20 protein-coding genes are annotated in these 20,564 nt (G+C 71.3%); 2 read left to right on the top strand and 18 right to left on the bottom strand.

Annotated features, from left to right (window positions below; all coding sequences use genetic code 11):
• Positions 1-29: 29 nt before the first annotated feature.
• From pheT to ABZ194_RS26925, 16 genes are all read right to left on the bottom strand, one after another.
• Complete coding sequence (pheT, locus tag ABZ194_RS27000) at positions 30-2,546, bottom strand: phenylalanine--tRNA ligase subunit beta (protein WP_355599818.1); 2,517 nt, start codon at positions 2,544-2,546, stop codon at positions 30-32.
• Positions 2,546-3,595: a phenylalanine--tRNA ligase subunit alpha gene (pheS, locus tag ABZ194_RS26995; RefSeq protein WP_355599831.1), complete on the bottom strand. Its 1,050-nt coding sequence runs from the start codon at positions 3,593-3,595 to the stop codon at positions 2,546-2,548. The genes pheT and pheS overlap by 1 nt, the downstream gene beginning before the upstream one ends.
• A 121-nt stretch (positions 3,596-3,716) precedes the next feature.
• On the bottom strand, positions 3,717-4,799 hold the full coding sequence (locus ABZ194_RS26990; protein ID WP_355599817.1) for an ATP-binding protein: 1,083 nt from the start codon (positions 4,797-4,799) through the stop codon (positions 3,717-3,719).
• 77 nt (positions 4,800-4,876) lie between these two features.
• On the bottom strand, positions 4,877-5,692 hold the full coding sequence (locus tag ABZ194_RS26985; protein ID WP_355599816.1) for an RNA methyltransferase: 816 nt from the start codon (positions 5,690-5,692) through the stop codon (positions 4,877-4,879).
• Between the two features lie 72 nt (positions 5,693-5,764).
• Complete coding sequence (rplT, locus tag ABZ194_RS26980; protein WP_012892552.1) at positions 5,765-6,148, bottom strand: 50S ribosomal protein L20; 384 nt, start codon at positions 6,146-6,148, stop codon at positions 5,765-5,767.
• Positions 6,149-6,172: 24 nt separating this feature from the next.
• Positions 6,173-6,367: a 50S ribosomal protein L35 gene (gene rpmI / locus ABZ194_RS26975; RefSeq protein ID WP_355599815.1), complete on the bottom strand. Its 195-nt coding sequence runs from the start codon at positions 6,365-6,367 to the stop codon at positions 6,173-6,175.
• Positions 6,368-6,498: 131 nt separating this feature from the next.
• On the bottom strand, positions 6,499-7,167 hold the full coding sequence (infC, locus tag ABZ194_RS26970; protein ID WP_355599814.1) for a translation initiation factor IF-3: 669 nt from the start codon (positions 7,165-7,167) through the stop codon (positions 6,499-6,501).
• A 297-nt stretch (positions 7,168-7,464) separates the two neighbouring features.
• Positions 7,465-8,289, bottom strand: a complete 825-nt coding sequence (locus ABZ194_RS26965; RefSeq protein WP_355599813.1) for a shikimate dehydrogenase — start codon at positions 8,287-8,289, stop codon at positions 7,465-7,467.
• Positions 8,286-9,440, bottom strand: a complete 1,155-nt coding sequence (mltG, locus tag ABZ194_RS26960; protein ID WP_355599812.1) for an endolytic transglycosylase MltG — start codon at positions 9,438-9,440, stop codon at positions 8,286-8,288. Before mltG (ABZ194_RS26960) ends, ABZ194_RS26965 begins: the two co-directional genes overlap by 4 nt.
• 163 nt (positions 9,441-9,603) lie before the next feature.
• Entirely contained in the window at positions 9,604-10,641 is a 1,038-nt protein-coding gene (gene mltG / locus ABZ194_RS26955; protein ID WP_355599811.1) for an endolytic transglycosylase MltG, read from the bottom strand.
• On the bottom strand, positions 10,638-11,135 hold the full coding sequence (ruvX, locus tag ABZ194_RS26950; protein ID WP_355599810.1) for a Holliday junction resolvase RuvX: 498 nt from the start codon (positions 11,133-11,135) through the stop codon (positions 10,638-10,640). Before ruvX ends, mltG (ABZ194_RS26955) begins: the two co-directional genes overlap by 4 nt.
• Before the next feature lie 52 nt (positions 11,136-11,187).
• Positions 11,188-13,860 (bottom strand): alanine--tRNA ligase, encoded by a 2,673-nt coding sequence (alaS, locus tag ABZ194_RS26945; protein WP_355599830.1) that lies wholly within the window; start codon positions 13,858-13,860, stop codon positions 11,188-11,190.
• Position 13,861: 1 nt separating this feature from the next.
• A complete protein-coding gene (locus ABZ194_RS26940) occupies positions 13,862-14,116 on the bottom strand; it encodes a hypothetical protein (protein ID WP_355599809.1) in 255 nt (84 codons plus the stop codon).
• Positions 14,113-14,505, bottom strand: coding sequence for a DUF948 domain-containing protein (locus ABZ194_RS26935; RefSeq protein WP_355599808.1), 393 nt, complete (start codon positions 14,503-14,505; stop codon positions 14,113-14,115). The genes ABZ194_RS26940 and ABZ194_RS26935 overlap by 4 nt, the downstream gene beginning before the upstream one ends.
• Positions 14,506-14,547: 42 nt before the next feature.
• The gene (locus ABZ194_RS26930) at positions 14,548-15,855 is read right to left on the bottom strand and encodes a methyltransferase (RefSeq protein ID WP_355599807.1); all 1,308 of its coding nucleotides are present in this window, start codon (positions 15,853-15,855) and stop codon (positions 14,548-14,550) included.
• The gene (locus tag ABZ194_RS26925; RefSeq protein ID WP_355599806.1) at positions 15,852-16,748 is read right to left on the bottom strand and encodes a hypothetical protein; all 897 of its coding nucleotides are present in this window, start codon (positions 16,746-16,748) and stop codon (positions 15,852-15,854) included. The genes ABZ194_RS26930 and ABZ194_RS26925 overlap by 4 nt, the downstream gene beginning before the upstream one ends.
• 82 nt (positions 16,749-16,830) lie before the next feature.
• Here ABZ194_RS26925 and ABZ194_RS26920 point away from each other — a divergent pair, with 82 nt between their 5' ends.
• Positions 16,831-17,460: a TetR/AcrR family transcriptional regulator gene (locus ABZ194_RS26920; protein ID WP_355599805.1), complete on the top strand. Its 630-nt coding sequence runs from the start codon at positions 16,831-16,833 to the stop codon at positions 17,458-17,460.
• A gap of 55 nt (positions 17,461-17,515) precedes the next feature.
• On the opposite strand, the gene ABZ194_RS26915 is transcribed toward ABZ194_RS26920, so the two are convergent.
• Together ABZ194_RS26915 and ABZ194_RS26910 are read right to left on the bottom strand one after the other, a co-directional pair.
• Positions 17,516-18,826 carry a replication-associated recombination protein A gene (locus tag ABZ194_RS26915; protein WP_355599804.1) on the bottom strand — a complete coding sequence of 437 codons (1,311 nt, stop codon included), beginning with the start codon at positions 18,824-18,826 and terminating at the stop codon, positions 17,516-17,518.
• Positions 18,827-18,886: 60 nt separating this feature from the next.
• Entirely contained in the window at positions 18,887-19,351 is a 465-nt protein-coding gene (locus ABZ194_RS26910; protein ID WP_355599803.1) for a hypothetical protein, read from the bottom strand.
• A gap of 203 nt (positions 19,352-19,554) precedes the next feature.
• On the opposite strand from ABZ194_RS26910, the gene ABZ194_RS26905 reads away from it, so the two are divergent.
• Positions 19,555-20,448 (top strand): peptidylprolyl isomerase, encoded by an 894-nt coding sequence (locus tag ABZ194_RS26905; protein WP_355599802.1) that lies wholly within the window; start codon positions 19,555-19,557, stop codon positions 20,446-20,448.
• The last annotated feature ends 116 nt before the right edge of the window (positions 20,449-20,564 follow it).

Below are 20,564 nucleotides of genomic sequence, written 5' to 3'. Positions count from 1 at the left end.
CGGACGCCGGGGCCTCGCCGCGATGCCGATCAGACCCCGCGCAGCCGGGCCCCGGTCCGCATCGCGGCGAGCGCCACCGCGGCGTCGCGGGCCGCGGTGGTCTCCTCGACGGTCAGCGTCCGGTCCGGCGCCCGGAACCGCAGCGAGTACGCCAGGGACTTCCTGCCCTCACCGACCTGGGCCCCCGCGTAGACGTCGAAGAGCCGGATCGACTCCAGCAGGCCGCCGGCCCCCTCGCGCAGCGCCGACTCCACCGCGGCCACCGGGGTCGCGGCGTCGACGACCAGCGCGACATCCTGGGTGGCTATCGGATAGGACGAGACGGAGGGCGCCTGCGCCGGGCCGGGCAGCAACCGCTCCAGCCTGGTCAGCTCCACCTCCATCGCGCTGGTCCGCGGTGGCAGGCCGTACGCCTCGGCGACGCGCGGGTGCAGCTCACCGGCGTGACCGACGAGCACGTCCCCGGCGTACAGAGCGGCGCAGCGGCCCGGATGCCAGGGTCCGTGCCGGTCGGCGCGGACGTCGAGGACGACCCCCGCGGCGCCGGCCACCACGCGGGCCGCCTCGACCGCGTCCGCCCAGCCGCCCGCGCGTCCGCCCCCCCACCAGCCGGACCGCTCGAACTCACCCGTCAGCACAGCACCGACCCGCAACGGCTGGGCGGGCAGCGCCGACTCGATCGAGGCGAGCTCCCGCCCGTCCGGCCGGCGGTCCACACCGAGCACCGGCGCGGCCGTGGGCGCGCCCGGGGACGGCCGGTAGACCAGCCCCGTCTCGAACAGCGCCACGTCGCCGAAGCCCCGGCCCACGTTGCGGACCAGCGTCTTGAGCAGGCCGGGCAGCAGCGTGGTCCGCATCAGCGGCTCATCCTCGCTGAGCGGGTTGGCCAGCCGTACGGCCCGGCGGCGGTCGTCGTCGGCGGGCAGCTGCAGGTGGTCGAAGTCCTGCTCCCCGACGAACGGGTAGGAAAGGACCTCGACGTAGCCGGAGGCGGCCAGCGCCCGGCCGACCCGGCGGCGCAGCCGCTGGCCCTCGGTGAGTCCCGCGCCCGCCGGGGCGGCCGGCAGGATCGAGGGCAGGTTCTGGTAGCCCTCAAGCCGGATGACCTCCTCGGCGAGGTCGTTCGGGTCGGTCAGGTCGGGGCGCCACGAGGGCGGGGCGACCGTCAGCATGTCATCGCCGGCGACCGCGAGCTTGGCGGCGATCCCGTCCGCGGGGGCGGCCTCACCGGCCTCGACCGCGCAGCCGACCTGCTCCAGGCGCCGGATCACGGTCTCGCGGTCGTAGGAGGTCCCGGCGACCCTGCCGGGGTAGCCGCTCGGGATGGAGACGCGGACCGGCTCGACCTCGACCTCGGCGTGGGTCACGCCCGGCTGGATCGTGCCGCCGCCGAGCTCGGCCAGGAGCCGGGCGGCGCGCCAGGAGGCGTACAGCGGGAGTTCCCGGTCCACGCCCCGCTCGAAGCGCTTGGACGCCTCGCTGACCAGGTTGTGGCGCCGGGACATCCGGGCGACGCCGCCGGCCGAGAAGTGCGCGGCCTCGATCACGATGTCGGCGGAGGTGTCGGAGATCTCGGTGTGCAGGCCCCCCATGGTCCCCGCCATCGAGATCACTCCCGACCGGTCGGTGATGAGGATGTCCTCGGGGTCGAGCTCGCGCACGACGTGGTCGAGGGTCTCCAGCGTCTCCCCCGGCTCGGCCCGGCGCACGACGATCCCGCCGTCCAGCCTGGCCGCGTCGAAGGCGTGCAGGGGTTGGCCCAGCTCCAGCATCACGTAGTTGGTGACGTCCACGGCCAGCGAGACCGGGCGCACGCCGGCGCGCGACAGCCGCATCCGCATCCAGAGCGGGCTCGGCGCCGCCGGGTCGAAGCCGTGGATCTCGCGCAGCACGAAGCGGTCGCACGCGGTCGGGTCGGCGATCGAGGCCGGGTAGGACGGGACGGACTCGGCGGGCGGGGAGACGTCCGCCGGGTCGAGGAACGCCGAGCCGAAGGCGGTGGCGGCCTCCCTGGCCACGCCGCGGACGGACAGCGCGTAGCCGATGTCCGGCGTGATCTCCATCTCGATCACGTCGTCGCGCAGGCCGAGCAGTTCGACCACGTCGGAGCCGACGGGGGTGCTCTTCGCCAGCACCATGATGCCGTCGTGCTCGTCGCTCAGACCCAGCTCGCGCTCCGAGCAGATCATGCCCTCCGACATCCGCCCGTAGGTCTTGCGCGCGCCGACCTCGAAGCCGCCGGGCAGCACGCCACCGGGCAGCACGACCGGCACCCGGTCGCCGACGGCGAAGTTGGTCGCGCCGCACACGATCTCACGCGGCGCCGCCTCCCCCACCTCGACCCGGCAGTGCCGGATGGGCTTCTTGAAGCCCTGAAGCTCCTCGATGGCGAGCACCTCGCCGACGACCACGTTCTTGACGTCGTGACCGTAGGAGGTGACGGCCTCCAGCTTGAGGCCCGCGGCGGTGAGCCTGTCGGCGATCTCGTGGGCGGTGACGGCGGGGAGATCGACGTACTCCCGCAGCCATGAAAGCGGGACCCTCATCAGACCTCCATCCCGAACGGGAGCGTGAAACGCACGTCTCCCTCGACCATGTCACGCATGTCCTCGACGTTGTGGCGGAACATCAGCGTGCGCTCGATGCCCATGCCGAAGGCGAAGCCGCTGTGGCGGCCGGGGTCGACGCCGCAGGCGATCAGCACGCGCGGGTTGACCATGCCGCAGCCGCCCCACTCGATCCACCCCTCCGACCTGCAGGTCCGGCAGGGCGGGTTGCCCGGGACCGCGGAGGCTCCGCGGCACACGAAGCACCTCAGGTCCATCTCGGCCGACGGCTCGGTGAACGGGAAGTAGTTGGGCCGGAACCTGGTGTCGATGCCCTCGCCGAACATCACCTCGGCGAACCGGTCCAGGGTGCCCTTCAGGTGGGCCATGGTCAGCCCCTCGTCGATCGCCAGCCCCTCGACCTGGTGGAAGACCGGGGTGTGGGTCGCGTCGAGCTCGTCGGTGCGGAACACCTTGCCCGGCGAGATCACGTAGACCGGGAGCTCCCGGCTCAGCAGGGCCCGGATCTGCACCGGGGAGGTCTGGGTGCGCAGCACCTTGCCCGAGTCGACGGACTCCACGAAGAAGGTGTCGTGCTCGGAGCGGGCCGGGTGGTCGGGCGAGATGTTCAGCGCGTCGAAGTTGAACCACTCCCCCTCCAGCTCGGGCCCCTCGGCCACCTCGTAGCCCATCCCGACGAACACGTCGGCGATACGCTCCTGCAGCGTGGTCAGCGGATGCCTGGCGCCGCGCGGGGCGCGGTCCCAGGGCAGCGTGACGTCAACGGTCTCCTCGACGAGGACCCGCTCGTCGCGTTCCGCCTCCAGCTGTGCCTGGCGCTCGGCGAGGGCGTCGGCGACCGCCTTGCGGGCACCGCCGACGCGCTTGCCGGCCTCGGCGCGCGCCGCCGGGGGAAGCACGCCGATCTCACGGTTGGCCAGGGCGATCGGCGAGCGGTCACCGGCGTGCGCGAGCCTTACCTGCTTGAGTTCGTCGAGGTCGCGCGCCGCCTTGATGGCGTCGAGCGCGTCGGCCCGCATGCGCGCCATCTCGTCGGCGTGCAGCGGGGTCACCTCAACCGGGTCGTAGTTAGACAAGAGAGAGCTCCGAATCCAGGGCTTGAGCGGCCATGAGTCTAGTCGGGGAGGCCCACCGGGCATGCATCCGCGCTCAGGCGAAGTCAGGGGTGCCGGTGGGCACCATAAATCGGAACTCGGCCCCGCCATCGGGCCCCCGCTGCACGGAGATGGTGCCGCCGTGGGCCTCGATGAGGCCCTTGACGATGAACAGGCCGAGGCCGGTGCCCCCGCGGCGACGGGCGTTGCCCCGCCAGAACTGCCGGAACACGCGCGTGGCCAGCTCGGGCGGGATGCCCTCTCCCTGGTCACGGACGGACACGGTCACTCCCCACTGGTTCGGCTCAACGGCTATTGTCACCGTACCGCGCCCGTGACGCACCGCGTTCTCCAGCAGGTTGGCCAGCACCTGGTCGATCTTGTCCTGGTCGAGCCAGGTCTCGGGCAGTTCGTCTCTCACCTGGAGCCGGAAGCGGCCCTCCGGCTCCCCCGCGGCGACCCGCCCAGCGATGATCCTGCGGGTTCTGGCCGGGATGTCGACCACCTGACGGTGGATCTCCAGCCTCCCGGACTCGATGCGGGACACGTCGAGCAGCTCGGTGATCAGCCGGGTCACCCGGTCGGCGTCGGCGTTGACCGTCTCCAGCATGACGAGCTTCTGGTCGTCGGTGAACCGGGCCCACTTGGCCAGCAGGGTCGCGGTGAACCCCTTGACGCTGGTCAGCGGGGAGCGGAGCTCGTGGGCGACGGTGGAGACCAGGTCGGCGCGGCTGCGCTCCAGCCGGGCGCGGGCGCCCGCGTCGCGCAGCGTGATCACCACGCGGTGGACCTCACCGCCCCGTTCGGGCCGGCGCACCAGCCGGGCGGCCACGAGCATCTCCTGGCCGTCGGGGGTGCGCAGCGGCAGCTCGGGCTGGCGGGTGCGGGTGGAGAGCCCGCCGTAGGTGTCAAGCCACTTCCACCAGTCGCGCCCGTCGTGGTCGCGGAAGGAGAACGCGTCTCGCAGGTGCCGCCCGGCGGCTTGGTCGCGGGTGACCCCGGTGAGGCGGGTCGCGGCCCGGTTCACCGTCAGCACGTGGCCGTCCCTGTCGGTCACCACGAGGCCGTCGGGGAGATCGTCCACATCGATCACATCGTCGGAGCCGGTGCTTCGCCCGTCGGTGTGTTCGCCGTGCACGACCCCGCCTCCTCGCCGCTACAACGCCGACAATAGCGGGTTTCTCACCTTCTCCGGCAGCCCTGGGCCCTGGGGCCTCAACCGGCCGCGGGGCCGGCCCGCTGAGAGCGGGCAGATGCGTACAGACACACCGCGGCGGCGGTCGCCAGGTTGAGGCTCTCGGCCCGCCCGTGGATCGGCACCCGGACCACCTCGTCGGCCAGCCCGAGGATCTCCTCCGGCAGGCCCCACGCCTCGTTGCCGAAGATCCAGGCCGTCGGCCCGGACAGGTCCACGTCGTCCAGCGTCCGCTCACCCGCGCCGTCGGCGGCGAGCACCCGCAGCCCGGCGTCCTTCAGCCTCCGTACGGCCTGCGCCACGGGAGCCCCCGTGACGACCGGGAGGTGAAACAGGCTGCCCGCGCTGGCCCGCACGCACTTGCCGTTGTAGGGGTCCACCGAGGCGTCGGTGAAGAGCACCGCGTCGGCGCCGGCGGCGTCGGCGGTGCGCAGCACGGTGCCGGCGTTGCCCGGGTCGCGGACGTGGGCGAGCACGGCCACCAGCCGGGCGCCGGGGGCGACCGCGGTCTCCAGGGGCACATGCACGAACCGGCACACCGCGAGCAGCCCCTGCGGGGTGACGGTCTGGGCGAGCTCGGCCATCACCTCGCCGCTGGCCCGGTGCAGGGGCACCCCGGCCGCGACGGCCGCGGCGACGATCTCGGCGTGCCGCAGCTCGGCCTCGGCGGTGGCGAACAGCTCCACCACGACACCCGTCAGCGCCAGCGCCTCGCGGACCGCCTGCGGCCCCTCGGCGAGGAAGGAGCGGTCACGGTCCCTGAAGGCCCGTTTGGTCAGCCGCCGCGCGGCCTTGACCTTCGGTGACTTGATGTTGGTCAGCTCGGATCCCGCCATGCCTGTCCCCCCAGAATGCGAATGCGGCCCACAGCGTGATCGCTGTGGGCCGCATGGTGGTCGGTGCCGGACTCAGCCGGCGACCGGCGCGTTCACGTCGGCCGGGAGCGCCTTCTTGGCGGCCTCGACCAGAGTCGCGAACGTGGCGGCGTCGTTGACCGCGAGGTCGGCCAGGATCTTGCGGTCGACCTCGATGGAGGCGAGCCGCAGCCCCTGGATGAGGCGGTTGTAGGTGATGCCGTTCTGGCGGGCGGCGGCGTTGATCCGCTGGATCCAGAGGCGGCGGAAGGTGCCCTTGCGGTCCTTGCGGTCGCGGTAGGCGTAGGTCATCGAGTGGAGCATCTGCTCCTTGGCCTTGCGGTACAGCCTGGAGCGCTGCCCCCGGTAACCCTTCGCCCGCTCAAGAACGACCTTGCGCTTCTTCTTGGCGTTGATCGCCCGCTTCACGCGTGCCATGTGTATCTATCTCCCCGGGGGCCGTTACTTAGCGAGCAGCTTCTTGATCTTCTTGGCGTCGGCGTCGGAGAGCACGACCTCGGACTTGAGACGACGCGTCAGCTTGGACGACTTCCACTCGTTGTAGTGCGCGCGGTTGGCGCGGCGGCGCTTGATCTTGCCGGAGCCGGTGAGCCGGAACCGCTTCTTCGCACCGCTGTGCGTCTTCATCTTCGGCATCTCAGCCGTCTCTCCCTCGATCGTGCCGATGCCCCGGGCCGGTAACCCAAGTCAAGGGCATGCCTGACTGCGAGACCGGACCCGGCCTCGGCTTCGTCCCGCGACTACCTGTGTGGTTCAGGTCGTGCGAGTCACTCCTGCGGGGCGGACACCTGGCTGTCGACCGGCGTCCGGTCCTCCGCGGGCTCCTCGTCACGCCGCGCCTTGGCCGCCGCCTTCTCGGCCTTGGCCTCGGCCTTCTTCTTGTGTGGCCCGATAACCATGATCATGTTACGACCGTCCTGCTTCGGCTGGGACTCGACGAAGCCAAGCTCCGTGACGTCCTCCGCCAGGCGCTGCAGGAGTCTGAAGCCCAGCTCGGGCCGGGACTGCTCCCGCCCGCGGAACATGATCGTGACCTTGACCTTGTCCCCCGCCTTGAGGAACCGCACCACGTGACCCTTCTTGGTCTCGTAGTCGTGCGGGTCGATCTTCGGCCGGAGCTTGATCTCTTTGATGATCGTGTACGCCTGGTTGCGCCGCGCCTCACGTGCCTTCATCGCGGACTCGTACTTGAACTTGCCGTAGTCCATGAGCTTGCACACGGGCGGGCGAGCCGTGGCCGCGACCTCAACGAGGTCGAGGTCGGACTCCTGAGCCAGCTTCAGAGCATCGCCGATGGAGACGATGCCAACCTGTTCGCCGTTCGGACCGACGAGGCGGACCTCGGGGACGCGAATACGGTCGTTGATGCGGGGCTCGGCGCTGATGGGGCCTCCTAGGTTGCGATCCGCCGCCGTCTTCACAGGCGGCTTCCACATACTCGATCGTGCCGGGAGGTCGCGGAACACAGGCCGTTTCCAGGTCGGGAAGCGCGAAATGCCCCGCACGTCGCGCACGCGGGGCCACATGAGCTCATCAGCTTCGACGCCGTAAGCTCGCCGGATTTACCCGGTGTGATCCTTGACCTGTCCACCTCACGGTCGACCAGGTGGGAGGTGAGCCTCCGCTTGCGCGTCCAGCAGGCATGCCGGACCGATCGAGTGATTACTCTACCACAACCACACAGGCCCGCCGAACCATCCCGGCTCCGGCCCCGAGGGGCCGTGTTCCGCGCGTCAGCTCGCCGGAGCGGCCCGCCTGACGATCTCCGCCTTGCCGGCCGCGCGCATCGCCTCCACCGGGACGCCACTGCGGCCGGTCATCATCTCGACCTGCCGGACCGCCTGATGCAGCAGCATGGGAAAACCGCCGACCACGATGCCGCCGTGGGCGGCCACGGCCGCCGCCAGGCGCGTGGGCCACGGCGTGTAGACCACGTCGAAGAGCGCGGGCACCCGGGCCAGCGGGCCGGCGAAGCCGTCGGCGGCCCCGGCGGGCAGGGTCGAGACGACCAGGTCCGCCTCCGGGACCGTACCGAGCCGATCGAAGGTCCGCACCCTCAGGGTCATGCCCAGCCGCTCGGCCGCCTCGGCGGTCTCCCTCGCCCTGGCCGGGTCGCGGACCACCAGGTCGGCCTCGTGCAGCCCCAGCTCGCGCAGGGCCGCCAGCGCCGAGGCCGCCGTCGCCCCCCCGCCGAGGATCGTCGCCTGCCCGGGCCGGGGCACACCGGCCTCGGCGAGCGCCTGGACGATGCCGTGAACGTCGGTGTTCTCACCGTGGCCGGCGCCGTTCGAGAAGATCACGGTGTTGGCCCCGCCGACCTCGACCGCGAGGTCGGAGACCGTGTCGAGCAGCGGCAGCACGGCGCGCTTGAGCGGCATGGTCAGCGACAGGCCCGCCCATTCGGGGCCGAGCCCGCCGATCAGGGCGGGCAGCCCGGCCTCGTCGCACTCGATCGCCTCGTAGCGCCAGCCGTACAGGCCGAGGCCCTCGTAGGCGGCGCGGTGCAGGTGCGGCGAGAGCGAGTGGGCGACGGGCGAGCCGAGTACGGCCGCCCTCACCCTCCATTCCTCCGGTTCCTCTCGAACTCCGCCTTGAGCTGGAGGAACTCGGCCTCGGTCGAGGCGAACTTGGTGATGCCCCGCTTCAGGTCGGTGGTCACGAACCAGCCCCAGGTCCCCTCGGCCGGGTTGAGCGCGGCCTGGATGGCGTGGTCCCCGGGGTTGACGATCGGGCCGGGCGGCAGGCCGGGCCACATGTAGGTGTTGTAGGGCGACTTACTGGCCAGGTCCGCGTTGGTGGCGGAGACGCCGTACTTGTTCAGCCCGTACATCACCGTGCTGTCCATCTCAAGCTTGCGCCGCCCCTCAAGGCGGTTGTAGATGACCCGGGCCACCTTGGCCATGTCCTCCACGTTGCCCGACTCGGCCTGGACGATGCTGGCGATCGTCATGATCTCGTGGGGCGTGTGGCCGAGATTCTTCGCCTCCCGCACCAGGCCGTCCCTCTCCGCGGTCTGATTGAAGCGATCCACCATGAGGGTCAGGATGTCGGCGGGGGTCATCTTGGGGGTGATGTCGTAGGTGGCGGGGAAGGCGTAGCCCTCCAGCCGGCCCTTGGCGTAGCCGGGCAGGCCCAGCGCCTTGACGTTCCTGGCCGCCTGCTGGAACTCCTTGAGCGGCTTGCCGGTGTCCTTGGACAGCTTCACCAGGGTGTCGGAGAGCCGGAGCCCCTCCTTGAGGGTGACCCTGTCCAGCAGCCGCCTGTCCGGGTCGAGCAGCTTGACGGCGGCGGCGGCGGACATCTGCTTGCGCATGGGGTACTCGCCCGGCTGCAGGGAGGCGCTCTTGCCCGCGTCGGCGATGGCGCCGGCGAAGGTTCTGGCGCTCTTCACCACGCCCTGGGCCTCCAGGGTCTGGGCGACGTCGGAGGCGCTCTGCCCGTCCTTGATCTCCACGATGACCTCGCCGGTGCCGTCACCGGTGTAGTCGTCGGGGGTCATCACGCTGCGCAGCCAGGTGTACCCGTAGAAGCCGGCCGCGCCGACACCGCCCAGCAGGATGATGATCGCGAGCATCGGGGCCAGGAAACGCCCCCGGCTACGGCGGCGCCGCCGGCGACGGCCTCGCCGTCCGGAGGACGCGCGGGACGAACGCCGCGACCCATCGTCGTCCTCGGCGCCGACCAGGAAGTCAATATCGAGATCGTTCATAGATGCGCTGGCCAATCTCCCGGTAGGGACGGCCTGGCGTCAAGCGGGTCTGCCAAACCGAAGGGGGACACCGGGCCAAACATCCCGGTTCGCCGGGCACCCCCACGTGGCCTGCCGAGGCAGGTCGCCACATGCGGCGGAACGGAGGGGGTTCCGCCGGACATCAGTGCGTCCCAAGGTATCTGTTCAGCTCTTCCCGGTATCTCACAAACTCACTCTCTTTATCAGTGAATTTCGTGATTCTATGCTCCGGATCGGTGGTGACAAACCAGAACCAATCACCTCGGCCTGGCCGGAGAGCAGCTCGCAGCGCCTTCTCCCCGGGGTTCCCGATGGGGCCGGGCGGCAGGCCGGGCCCCAGATAGGTGTTGTACGGAGACCTCACCTTGACGTCCTGCTCCGACACCTTCAGGCTCCTGCGCCGCTGAGCGTAGAGCACCGTGGTGTCGAGCTGGAGCGGACTCCCGGCCTTGATCCGGTTGTAGATCACTCTAGCGATCTTCGGATAGTCCGCGTCCCTCCCGCCCTCCGCCTGGACGATGCTGGCCACCGTGACGGCCTCCAGCGGGGTGAGGCCCCCCTCGACCGCCCGGCTCTCCAGGCCGAGTTCGGCCGCCGCGCTTTTGAAACGTTCCACCATGGCCCCGAGCACCTCCCCGGGGGTGGTGTCGGGCTCCACCTCGTAGGTGGCGGGGAACAGGAACCCCTCGGCCCCCTTGGCGTAGGCGGGCAGATCGAGCCTCTGAAGGTCCTGCGCCGCCCTGGCCAGGTCCGCCCTCCTCATCCCGGTTCCCGTGGCGAGCCGGTCGAGCAGCTCCGACAGGCGCAGCCCCTCCGGGATGGTGACCCGCCGCACCAGCCGGGAGGTGGGGGCGGTCAGCAGGTCGAGCGCCGCGGCGGCCGACATGCCCTTGCGGAGGCGGTAGTGACCGGGCCGCAGGCTGCCCGCCCTGGCACGCTCCTCGGTCACCACGACGAAGGCCCTGGCGCTCGCCACCACCCCGGCGTCGGCCAGCGTCGAGGCGATCTCCCCGGCGCTGGCGCCCTCGTCGATCCTCACGGTGACCGCGCCGGAGCCGGACCCCTCGAAGTCGTCGGGCGAAACGTACGGCTTGACCAGAACATACCCTCCGAGGCCCAGCGTGACGGCCACCACGGCCGCTCCACCCGCCAGCAGCCACAACGACCGCGGGGAGATCACCGAGCGGCCCCACCACTCGGCCCCTCACCGGGTTTCCCACCCGGTGGCCCGACGGCCGTGCCCGGTGGCCGGCCGGTGGCGCGCTCGCTGTCCAGCGCCGCCTGGAGCAGCACGATGGCCGCCGCCTGATCCACCACACCGCGCTGATTCCTGGCCTTCACCCCGCTGGCCCGCAGGCCCTGCTGGGCGGTGACCGTGGTCAGCCGCTCGTCGAACAGCCGGACCGGGACGGGGGCCAGCCTCGCCGAGATCCGGGCCGCGAAGTCACGGGCCGCCTCGGCCGCCTGGCCCTCGCGCCCGGAGAGCGAGGTCGGCAGACCGACCACGACCTCCACGGCCTCGTACTCGTCCGCGATCTCCGCCAGCCGCTCCAGGTCGCCCCGGCCTCGCCGTACGGTCTCCACCGGCGTGGCCAGCAACCCGGAAGGATCACTGCGGGCCACGCCGATACGGACCGAGCCGACATCGACCCCCAGCCGAATGCCGCTTCTCATCATCTCTGCCTCTGCCTCCGAGCCGCGTTCGACTCGCAGACGTCGCCGATCGTCAGGCGAGCGCCTGCGCGATCGCCTGCTCGACGGCGCCCAGCGCGTCGCCAATCGCCTCAGGACGGACTCCGCCGCCCTGGGCGACGTCATCCTTACCGCCACCGCCACCCCCGAGCGCCTTGGCCGCGACGCCGACGAGTCGGCCGGCCTTCAGGCCTCGCGCGCGTCCCACCTCGTTGACCGCGGCGACGACGACGGGCCGGTCGTTGGGGACACCGGCGACGACGACGACCGCGGCGCGGTCGCCCGGGAACCGGCCGCGCACATCGAGGGCGAGCTTACGCAGGTCGTCGGGGGAGGTTCCATCAGGCGCGCGGTGCGTCACGACGGAGACCCCGTGCAGGTCACCGGCGTTTGCCGCCATTTCCCCCGCCATCGCGAGGACCTGGGCGGAACGGAGCCTGTCCAGCTCCTTCTCCGCCGCGCGCAGCCGGGTGACAATGCCCTCGACCCGCTCGGGCAACTCCTCCCTGCGAGCCTTGAGCTGCTCCGACAGCTGGGCGACGAGAACGCTCTCGCGGGCCAGGAAGCGGAACGCGTCCAGACCGACCAGGGCCTCCACCCGGCGCACACCCGCGCCGATCGAGGACTCGCCCAGCACCTTGACCAGGCCGAGCTGGCCGGAACTGGCCACGTGGGTGCCGCCGCAGAGCTCGCGGGAGTAGTCGCCGACCTCGACGATGCGGACGGTCTCACCGTACTTCTCGCCGAACAGGGCCAGCGCGCCCATCGCCCGGGCCTCGGCCTGGGAGGTGTGGAAGGCGTTGACCTTGAGATCGTTGATCAGGATCGCGTTGACCTCGTCCTCGACGTCGCGCAGCACGCTGGGCGGCACGGCGCCCGCGGCGGTGAAGTCGAAGCGGAAGCGGCCCGGCGAGTTCTCCGAACCGGCCTGCGCCGCCGTCTCGCCCAGCGCGTTGCGGAAACCGCGGTGCACCAGGTGGGTGGCGGTGTGACTGCGGGAGATGGCGCGGCGACGTTCGACGTCGATCTCGGCCTGAGCCTGGGCGCCCACCCGGATCTCACCGGCACGGACCTTGCCGCGGTGCACGACGACACCGGCGAGGGGGGACTGCACGTCCACGATCTCGACCTCGGCGCCGTCGGCGCGGACGAGCCCCTGATCGGCGAGCTGGCCACCGCCCTCGGCGTAGAACGGGGTGCGGCTCAGCACGACCTCGACCGTGGTGCCCGCGCCCGCCGCCTGGACCGGGGCGCCGTCGATGAGGAGGCCGATGACCTCGGTCTCCGCGGTCACCTGGTCGTAGCCGAGGAACTCGACCCTGCCGGTCTTCTCCAGGATCCGGCCGAACACCGAGATGTCGGCGTTACCGGTCTTCTTGGCGGCGGCATCGGCCTTGGCCCGGTCGCGCTGCTCCTTCATCAACCGGCGGAAGCCCTCTTCGTCGACCTTGAGCCCCTGCTCGGAGGCCATCTCCAGGGTCAGGTCGATCGGGAAGCCGTAGGTGTCGTGGAGCTGGAACGCCTGGTCTCCGGCGAGCGTGCCCCTCCCCTTGCGCTTGATCTCCTCCACCGCCACATCGAAGATCGCGGTGCCGGTGCGGAGGGTGCCCAGGAAGGAGGACTCCTCGGCGTCGATCACACCGTGGATCTGCGGGGCGTCGGCCTTGAGCTCGGGGTACTGGTCGCTCATCACCTCGATGGTCACCGCGGTCAGCTCGTGCATGTAGCGCTCCTCGCCCGCGCCCAGCAGGCGCAGGTTGCGGACGGCGCGGCGCAGGATGCGGCGCAGCACGTAGCCCCGGCCCTCGTTGGAGGGCAGCACGCCGTCGGCGACGAGCATCACGCCGGTCCGCACGTGGTCGGCGATGACCCGCAGTGAGACGTCGGCGCGCTCGCCGCGGCCGTAGCGCGTCTTGGTGAGTTCGGCGGCCCGATCGAGGATCTTGTAGGTGGTGTCGATCTCGTAGATGTTGTCGACGCCCTGCAGGATCGCCGCCATCCGCTCCAGGCCCATGCCGGTGTCGACGTTCTTGGCGGGCAGCTCGCCCAGGATCGGGTAGTCCTCCTTGGCACCGCCCGGCCCGCGCTCGAACTGCATGAAGACGTTGTTCCACACCTCCAGGTAGCGGTTCTCGTCGGCGATCGGGCCACCCTCGCGTCCGTACTCGGGACCACGGTCGTAGTAGATCTCGGTGCACGGGCCGCAGGGGCCGGGCACGCCCATCGACCAGTAGTTGTCGGCCATGCCCCGGCGCTGGATGCGCTCGGCCGGAACGCCGACCCTGTGATGCCAGATGTCGTAGGACTCGTCGTCGTCGTGGTAGACGGTGACCCAGAGCCGGTCGGCGGGGAAACCGAAGCCGCCCTCGGACTCGGACCTGGTCAGCAGCTCCCAGGCGAGCGGGATCGCCTGCTCCTTGAAGTAGTCGCCGAAGGAGAAGTTGCCGAGCATCTGGAAGAACGTGGCGTGCCTGGTGGTCTTGCCGACCTCGTCGATGTCGGGAGTGCGGACGCACTTCTGAGCGCTGGCGGCCCGGCTGAAGGGCGGCTTCTGCTGCCCCAGGAAGTAGGGCTTGAAGGGCACCATGCCTGCGGGGACCAGAAGCAGCGTCGGATCCTCGGCGATCAGGCTGGCCGAGGGCACGACGGTGTGCCCACGCTCCTCGAAGAAGCGCAGGAAGCGGCGGGCGATCTCTGCCGACTCCATGTCAGCGGCCATCCTTTACCTGGTAGTTGTAGGGGTTCTCAACACTGTCGAGCCCGAACCTGGACCGCAACTCGATTTCCCGTTTGGCCGCGCCCTCCAGGGCGTCACCCGCGAAGTCCCGCGCCTGGTCCAGGATCCCGGCGGCACCGCGTGCCGCGCGCCGGGCCAGATGGTTCGGATGCAGTGACTGAAGCTTACGCATCGCCCACAGCGCGCAGAACGCGCCCAGGGACATGTAGAAGAGCCGCCGGATCACCGCCGCCGTCCCTCCAGGACCCTGGCGCCCCGCCGGGCGCGCCCTCGGGCGGACAGGGCCTGCCGGACGCCGTGGCCGAGCGCGGCAAGCTTGATCAGCGGCCCGGTGACGAGGGTCTGGGTGACATCGCTGATCTTGGCGGCATGCCCGCTGATCTGCTTGACGTCCCGGGTGATGGCCTCGACGGCCACCAGCCGGCTGTTGGTCTCGCCGACGGTGACCGTGACGTCCTCCAGCAGCGGCACCACGCGCTCGCCCAGCTCGGCGACCATCTTGGTGGTCTCGGTGAGCAGCCGGGCCAGCTTGACCAGGACCACGGCCAGGAAGCAGACCAGGATCGCCCAGCCCATGGCGACGATCAGTCCGGCGACCTCTCCTGCGGTAAGCATGCGCCGATCTCCTCGATTGACCCGGCTGGAATAGGAGAGACCTTACCGCGTCTCGCCCCGCTCCCCCGGCATGCCGTCTCGCGGCGGGCCCGCCGCCCCGCCCGCCGCCTCCTCCCACCCCGGTACGGCCGGCACCGCCCGCGGACCGCCTCCGAAGGAGTCCACACAGAGCTGGGCGAACCAGGTCACCCCGGGAATCATGAGGGCCCAGCCGGCCAGCGCCCAGCCGAGATGGATGTGGGTCAGAACATGGGCGAGCGCGGCGACCCCCTCCTCACGCCGCCCGTCCGGGTGTTCGTAGGTGATCCGGCGCGGGCCACCCGGACGGCTTTCGGCCGCGACCACGCGCAGCCCCACGGGATCGTGCCGGAGAATCCACCGCCCCACCTGCGAGCACTGGCCGCAGGTGCTCGCCACGTACACCGACGCCTGCGGCATGACAGGCCGCAGGCGAGGCACCCAGGGACGCACCGCGTGCCGGTAGGCGGCCCACTCCGCGCCGAAACGCCTGGTGAGCCGCTCGTCCTCGTGCCAGGCCGCCAACCCGGCCCCGTAGGCGAAGGAGATCACCGCGGCGGCCAGGAAGGTCGCCTCCAGCGGGGCGAGGGCGAGATAACCCGCTGTCGTCGCGACCTGCATCGGGTTGCGGACATAGGCGTAGGGCCCCGTGGTCACCAGTCGCCCAGGCGGATCGTACGGCAGAGGCGTTCCCCGCCCGGCGACCGCGAACTCCCGTACCGCGGCAACCCCGAGCAGCAGCGGGACGGCGAGGGCCTGCGCCAGGAGACCGAGCACCCAGTGCGGCTGCCGCCACACCCCGGTCAGCGCGACGGGCAGCACCAGCCCGGCCCCGCCCGCGACGGCGACCTGCATCGCGGCCCTGGTGAACAGCCGGCGGCCGGTAGCCGTCCACCTGGCCAGGAGCAGCCCGGGAACCAGGCCCAGTCCGATCGCGACCGACTCGCCGATGAGCCAGTGCTCGCCGAGCACCACGACGGGTTCCCCGAGTGGCATCACCGCCAGGTCCAGCCACGCCAGGAGCGCCACGAGGAGCGGCAGCGGCGCCCGCCGGGCCACGAGGCCGGGCAGCGCACCCCACAGCAGCGCCCAGCCCAGCAGCAGGTCAGCCGGAACACCATGGTGGACGGCGCCCTCCGCGTGGAACCGCCACCATCCCGGGCCCGGCGCGAGGATGTTCACGGCGGCCAGCACCGGCAGGTTCCAGAGCGTGGCCAGCAGCGCCGCGGCGACGTCCCGCTCCGCCGGTCTCCTGTGGGCCACGACGGACAGCACGGCGGCCACGGGCACCGTCAGCGCCAGGGCGCGGATCAGCGTGGGGTCGCCGGTCATCGGGCGAACGTCCCGGCCAGGTAACCGGCCGCCTCGCCGAGGGCATGCCGCTGGAGGGGACCGAAGTACCAGCCGGGGTCGAAGGTCCGGCGATAGCGCAGGGTGACGCCGAGCGTCCCTTCCCGCCAGGCGAACTCCGCCTCGCGCAGGTCGAGCCAGCGGGCCAGGGTGGTGTCGCGGACCACCGAGAACGTCACGCGACCGGGAGCGCGCTCCTTCACCCTGAGGGTCATCGAGCGGGCCTCGGGGACGGCGCCGAGGCCGAGGGAGCGGCGTGGCGTGAAGGTGATCTCCCGCCGGGCGCCGACCTCCAGCCCCGTCCCCTCGGCACGGACCGGCCGGGGGAAGCCCAGCCGCAGGAACGGCGACTCCGGCGGCCCGAACCGGGGAACGGCGGCGAGGGCGTGCTCCACGTCCGTCCCCGCGAGCGCGCGGGTCACGGTCACCTCACCGTCACGGGGCGGGGCGGTCAGCTCCGCGCCTCCTCCGAGCAGCGCCAGCAGCACCAGCGGGGCGGCGAGCCCGTTGGCGCCCCGCCGGCGGGCGTAGTCGGCGGTGAGCCCGACCAGCAGGCCGACGAGGTAGAAGAGCGGGGCCGCGAAGACGAGGCAGACGATCCCCTCGCCGAGCAGCGGCCCCGCGAGGGCCAGCCCGACGGTGATGACCGCCATGACCAGCCCGGTGACGGTCCTCGGCCTGGCCGTCAGCACGACCGTGATGGCGATGACGGCGGGAAGGCCGACGTAGAACAGGGTCGTCTGTTCCAGGTGACCGGTGTGCAGCACCCGGTAGAGCAGGAACCCGGTGAACAGGGCGAGCAGCAGCCCGGCGAGGGTCCGGCGCGCTCCGCGCTCGTGCCGGGCGTCCGGCACCGGCTCTGGAAGATCAGTCATGGGGGGAGGCCTTTTCATCGATCGGTTTAATCACTTGGTTAAACCGTATGCTTAGAGAGATCAACCGGCAAGGGAGCGACGAGTGAGCAAGCAGGCAGGCGCGGAGACCCGTGAGCGGCTGATCGAGGCCGCGGCGCAGACGCTGCGCACCGAGGGATACGCCCGGACCAGCGCCCGGACCATCGCCAGGGAGGCCGGTGTCAACTCGGCGCTGGTCTTCTACCACTTCGGGGGCGTGGACCCGCTGCTGCTGGCCGCGCTCGACCACTCGTCCGAGCAGCGGATGGCCGCCTACCGGCAGGCGGTGGCGCGGGCCCGCACGCTGGAGGAGCTGGTCGAGGTCGCGACCGCGATCTACCGGGCCGACCTGGAGGGCGGCCACATCACGCTCTTCTCCGAACTGGTCGGCGCGAGCATCGCCAGGCCCGAGCTCCGGAAGGAGATCGTCAAACGTTCCGAGCCGTGGATCGACTTCGTCGAGCAGACCCTGGAACGGACCATCGGCGGCTCACCGCTGGCCGGGATCATGCCACCCCGGGACCTCGCCTACGCCGCGATCACCTTCTACCTCGGCGTCAACATGTTCACCCACCTGGACGCCGACCGCTCCCGCACCGAGGCCCTGTTCAGGCTGGCCGGCCGGGTCGCCCCCCGGGCCAGGCTGCTGACCGTGCGGTTCCCGCGCCGCCGTGCGCCGCGCTCCCCCGGATGACCGCCGACCGGCCGCCGGGCCCTCCGCCCGCGGGTCCCCGGCCTCCGGTCGACGGCTACCGGCCGCGCAGGAAGGCGCGGATCCGGGACCAGCGGTCGGCGAAGCCCGCCTCGGCGCCGTGCCGGGTGGGCTGGTAGTAGCGGCGGTCGCGCAACTCCTCCGGGATGTAGTCCTGACGGACCAGGCCGTGCTCGAAGTCGTGGGGATACCTGTAGTCCTTGCCGTGGCCGAGCGTCCTGGCCCCGGGGTGGTGGGCGTCGCGCAGATGGTTGGGGACGCGGCCGATGTTGCCGCGCCGTACGTCCTCCGAGGCGGCGCCGATAGCGTTGATCACCGCGTTGGACTTGGGGGCCAGCGCGCAGTGCACCACGGCCTGGGCCAGGTTCAGCCGCCCCTCGGGCAGGCCGATGAACTCCACCGCCTGAGCCGCGGCCACCGCGACCTGCAGGCAGGTCGGGTCGGCCATGCCGACGTCCTCGGAGGCGAAGACGACGATTCTGCGGGCGATGAACCGGGGATCCTCACCGGCCTCGATCATCCGGGCGAGGTAGTGCAGCGCGGCGTCGGCGTCGGAGCCCCGCATGCTCTTGATGAAACCGCTGATCACGTCGTAGTGCTGGTCGCCCTGACGGTCGTAGCGGACGGCCGCCCGGTCCACCGCGCGCTCCACCACCTCGACGGTGATCTCCTCCTCGGCGATCAGCGCGGCGGCCTCCAGGTAGGTGAGGGACCTGCGGGCGTCTCCCCCGGCCAGCCGTACCAGGTGCTCGACGGCCTCGGGCGCCAGCCGTACCCTCCCGTCCAGGCCACGCGGGTCGGCGGCCGCGCGTTCCAGCACGCCGCGGATGTCGTCGTCCGACAGCGACTCCAGAGTCAGCAGCAGCGAGCGGGACAGCAACGGCGAGATGACGGAGAAGAACGGGTTCTCGGTCGTGGCGCCGATGAAGGTGACCCAGCGGTTCTCCACCGCCGGCAGCAGGGCGTCCTGCTGGGCCTTGTTGAAGCGGTGCACCTCGTCCACGAACAGCACGGTCTGGCGGCCGGACATGCCCAGCTCGCGCCGGGCCTGCTCGATGGCGGCGCGGACCTCCTTGACACCCGCCGACACCGCGGAGACCTCGACGAAGCGGCGCTCGGTGACGCCCGCGACCACATAGGCGAGGGTGGTCTTGCCGGTCCCCGGCGGGCCCCACAGGAACAGCGACATCGGCGCCTCGGCCTCGACGAGCCTGCGCAGCGGTGTGCCCGGCCCCAGCAGGTGGCGCTGGCCGATCACCTCGTCCAGGCCGCGCGGGCGCATCCGCACCGCCAGGGGTTCATGGCCGCGGTGGGCCTCCTCGGCCGCCGAGTCGAACAGGCTGTCCACGGTCCGACAGTACCGTCAGGACATCGGGGCCGGATCCGCCCCGGGTGTCACCGGGACCTCTCAGGGGCTCCAGACCGCGACGGCCCCGGTGTGCCCGGCACGCAGCACGTAGTAGCCCACCACCGCGGCCGAGGCCACCGTGAGCACCGAAAGGACCGTCCCCACCGGGCGGGGAAGGCGGTCGGCCCGCGACGAGACGTAGACGAGCGCCAGCGCGACCAGGCCCAGGGCGACGGCGCCGAGCAGCAGCGGGGTGGCCTGCGCCTCGTGCTCGGTGAGACGCCGGGCGAACACGTCGTCGACCGAGGCGAAGCGCCCCTCCTTGAGTTCCTCGCCGCTCTCCTTGGCCGCGAGGACCGCCACCGGGACGACCACCGCGAGCGGGATCACCGCCCAGGTGAGGACGGCGCGGGTACGCGGAAGCAGCGCGTACACGGTGGCCAGCACCGCCAGGAGCGGGGTCAGGACCACGGTGGCATGGATGATCAGGGGATGGGCGGGCAGGCCCAGGATCTCATCGAACACGCGACTGCTCCTGTTCGTGGGCGGCTGGTTGTCACCGAGCAGGAAATCTCACCACGGACAGGCCTTGGAGCGCACCAGGTCACCCGTGTTTTCCCCTCCAGCCACACTGAGCGGATTGCGTCACTTACATCTAGCACACGCCAAGGCCGGTACGCTTTCGCCCAGTTGATAGTCATGTAACGGTAATTCTGGAGGACATAGCGGTGAGCGGCGAGGACCGCCAGAGTGAGCTGGCGCGGGAGCACAGAGAGCGGCAGCTCCAGCGCGGCCGGCAGACTGGCAAGCCGAGGCGGAACAGCCTCATCGGGGCCGGCGTCGCGGTGGTCGTCGTGGCCGGAGGTCTGACCGCCGCCGTGGCCCTCCTCGGGGGAGAGAACAAAGGCGAGGCCGGCGACAAGCCACTGGCCGCGGGCAGCTCGGCTCCGCCCTCCGAGATCCCCTCCCTGCACCCCACGCCCACCGCGTCGGCCAACCTTGGCAAGGTGACCTGCTCCTACCGCAAGGACACCAGCGGCAGCCCCGCCAAGTACGTGGGCATGCCGCCGGCCAAGCCCAACCTGAAGCTGAAGACCATGACGATCACCACCAACCACGGTGACGTAGTGATCGACCTCGCCACCGCGCAGGCGCCCTGCGCCGTGAACTCCTTCGCCTTCCTGGCCGGGAAGAACTTCTTCGACAACACCAAGTGCCACCGGCTGGCCACCCCGGAGAACTCCGGGCTCGGCCTGCTGCAGTGCGGCGACCCCCAGGCCAAGGCGGACGGCAAGAACCCCACCGACGGCCAGGGCAGCTCGGGCTACGTCTTCAACGACGAGAACCTCGGCGGCCTGCCGTACACCAAGGGCACGGTCGCGCTGGCCCAGGCCCCGGAGGCGGCCAACCAGAACGGCAGCCAGTTCTGGATCTCCCTCTCGGACGAGACCGCCCAGCTCCAGCCGGACTACACGCCCTTCGGCACCGTCTCCAAGGGCATGGACATCCTCGACAAGGTCTTCACCGGCGGGTGGATCACCAACCCTGAGGACATCACCGGCGACGGCGGCTCCAACGCCCCCAAGATCCCGGTGATCATCAAGGACGTGCTGCTCTCCTAGACCTCTCGGAAAGGTCTCCGGAAACGGCGGACGGCCCCCGGATGTCCGGGGGCCGTCCGCCCTTTACGGTGACCGGGAAGCCCCGGGAGATGAGGAGTCACTGATTGGCGTTGGAC

This window comes from Streptosporangium sp. NPDC006007 (assembly GCF_040614315.1).
GTDB lineage: Bacteria > Actinomycetota > Actinomycetes > Streptosporangiales > Streptosporangiaceae > Streptosporangium.
The sequence above is the reverse complement of the archived record's forward strand: the minus strand, read 5'-3'. Positions and strand labels throughout refer to the sequence as shown.

Coding starts and splice junctions, on each gene's coding strand:
- pheT (WP_355599818.1), bottom strand. CDS start 2,546: ATGAGGGTCCCGCTTTCATGGCTGCGGGAGTACGTCGATCTCCCCGCC.
- pheS (WP_355599831.1), bottom strand. CDS start 3,595: ATGGCGCGCATGCGGGCCGACGCGCTCGACGCCATCAAGGCGGCGCGC.
- ABZ194_RS26985 (WP_355599816.1), bottom strand. CDS start 5,692: ATGGCGGGATCCGAGCTGACCAACATCAAGTCACCGAAGGTCAAGGCC.
- rplT (WP_012892552.1), bottom strand. CDS start 6,148: ATGGCACGCGTGAAGCGGGCGATCAACGCCAAGAAGAAGCGCAAGGTC.
- rpmI (WP_355599815.1), bottom strand. CDS start 6,367: ATGCCGAAGATGAAGACGCACAGCGGTGCGAAGAAGCGGTTCCGGCTC.
- infC (WP_355599814.1), bottom strand. CDS start 7,167: ATGTGGAAGCCGCCTGTGAAGACGGCGGCGGATCGCAACCTAGGAGGC.
- mltG (WP_355599812.1), bottom strand. CDS start 9,440: ATGAACGATCTCGATATTGACTTCCTGGTCGGCGCCGAGGACGACGAT.
- ruvX (WP_355599810.1), bottom strand. CDS start 11,135: ATGAGAAGCGGCATTCGGCTGGGGGTCGATGTCGGCTCGGTCCGTATC.
- alaS (WP_355599830.1), bottom strand. CDS start 13,860: ATGGAGTCGGCAGAGATCGCCCGCCGCTTCCTGCGCTTCTTCGAGGAG.
- ABZ194_RS26935 (WP_355599808.1), bottom strand. CDS start 14,505: ATGCTTACCGCAGGAGAGGTCGCCGGACTGATCGTCGCCATGGGCTGG.
- ABZ194_RS26930 (WP_355599807.1), bottom strand. CDS start 15,855: ATGACCGGCGACCCCACGCTGATCCGCGCCCTGGCGCTGACGGTGCCC.
- ABZ194_RS26925 (WP_355599806.1), bottom strand. CDS start 16,748: ATGACTGATCTTCCAGAGCCGGTGCCGGACGCCCGGCACGAGCGCGGA.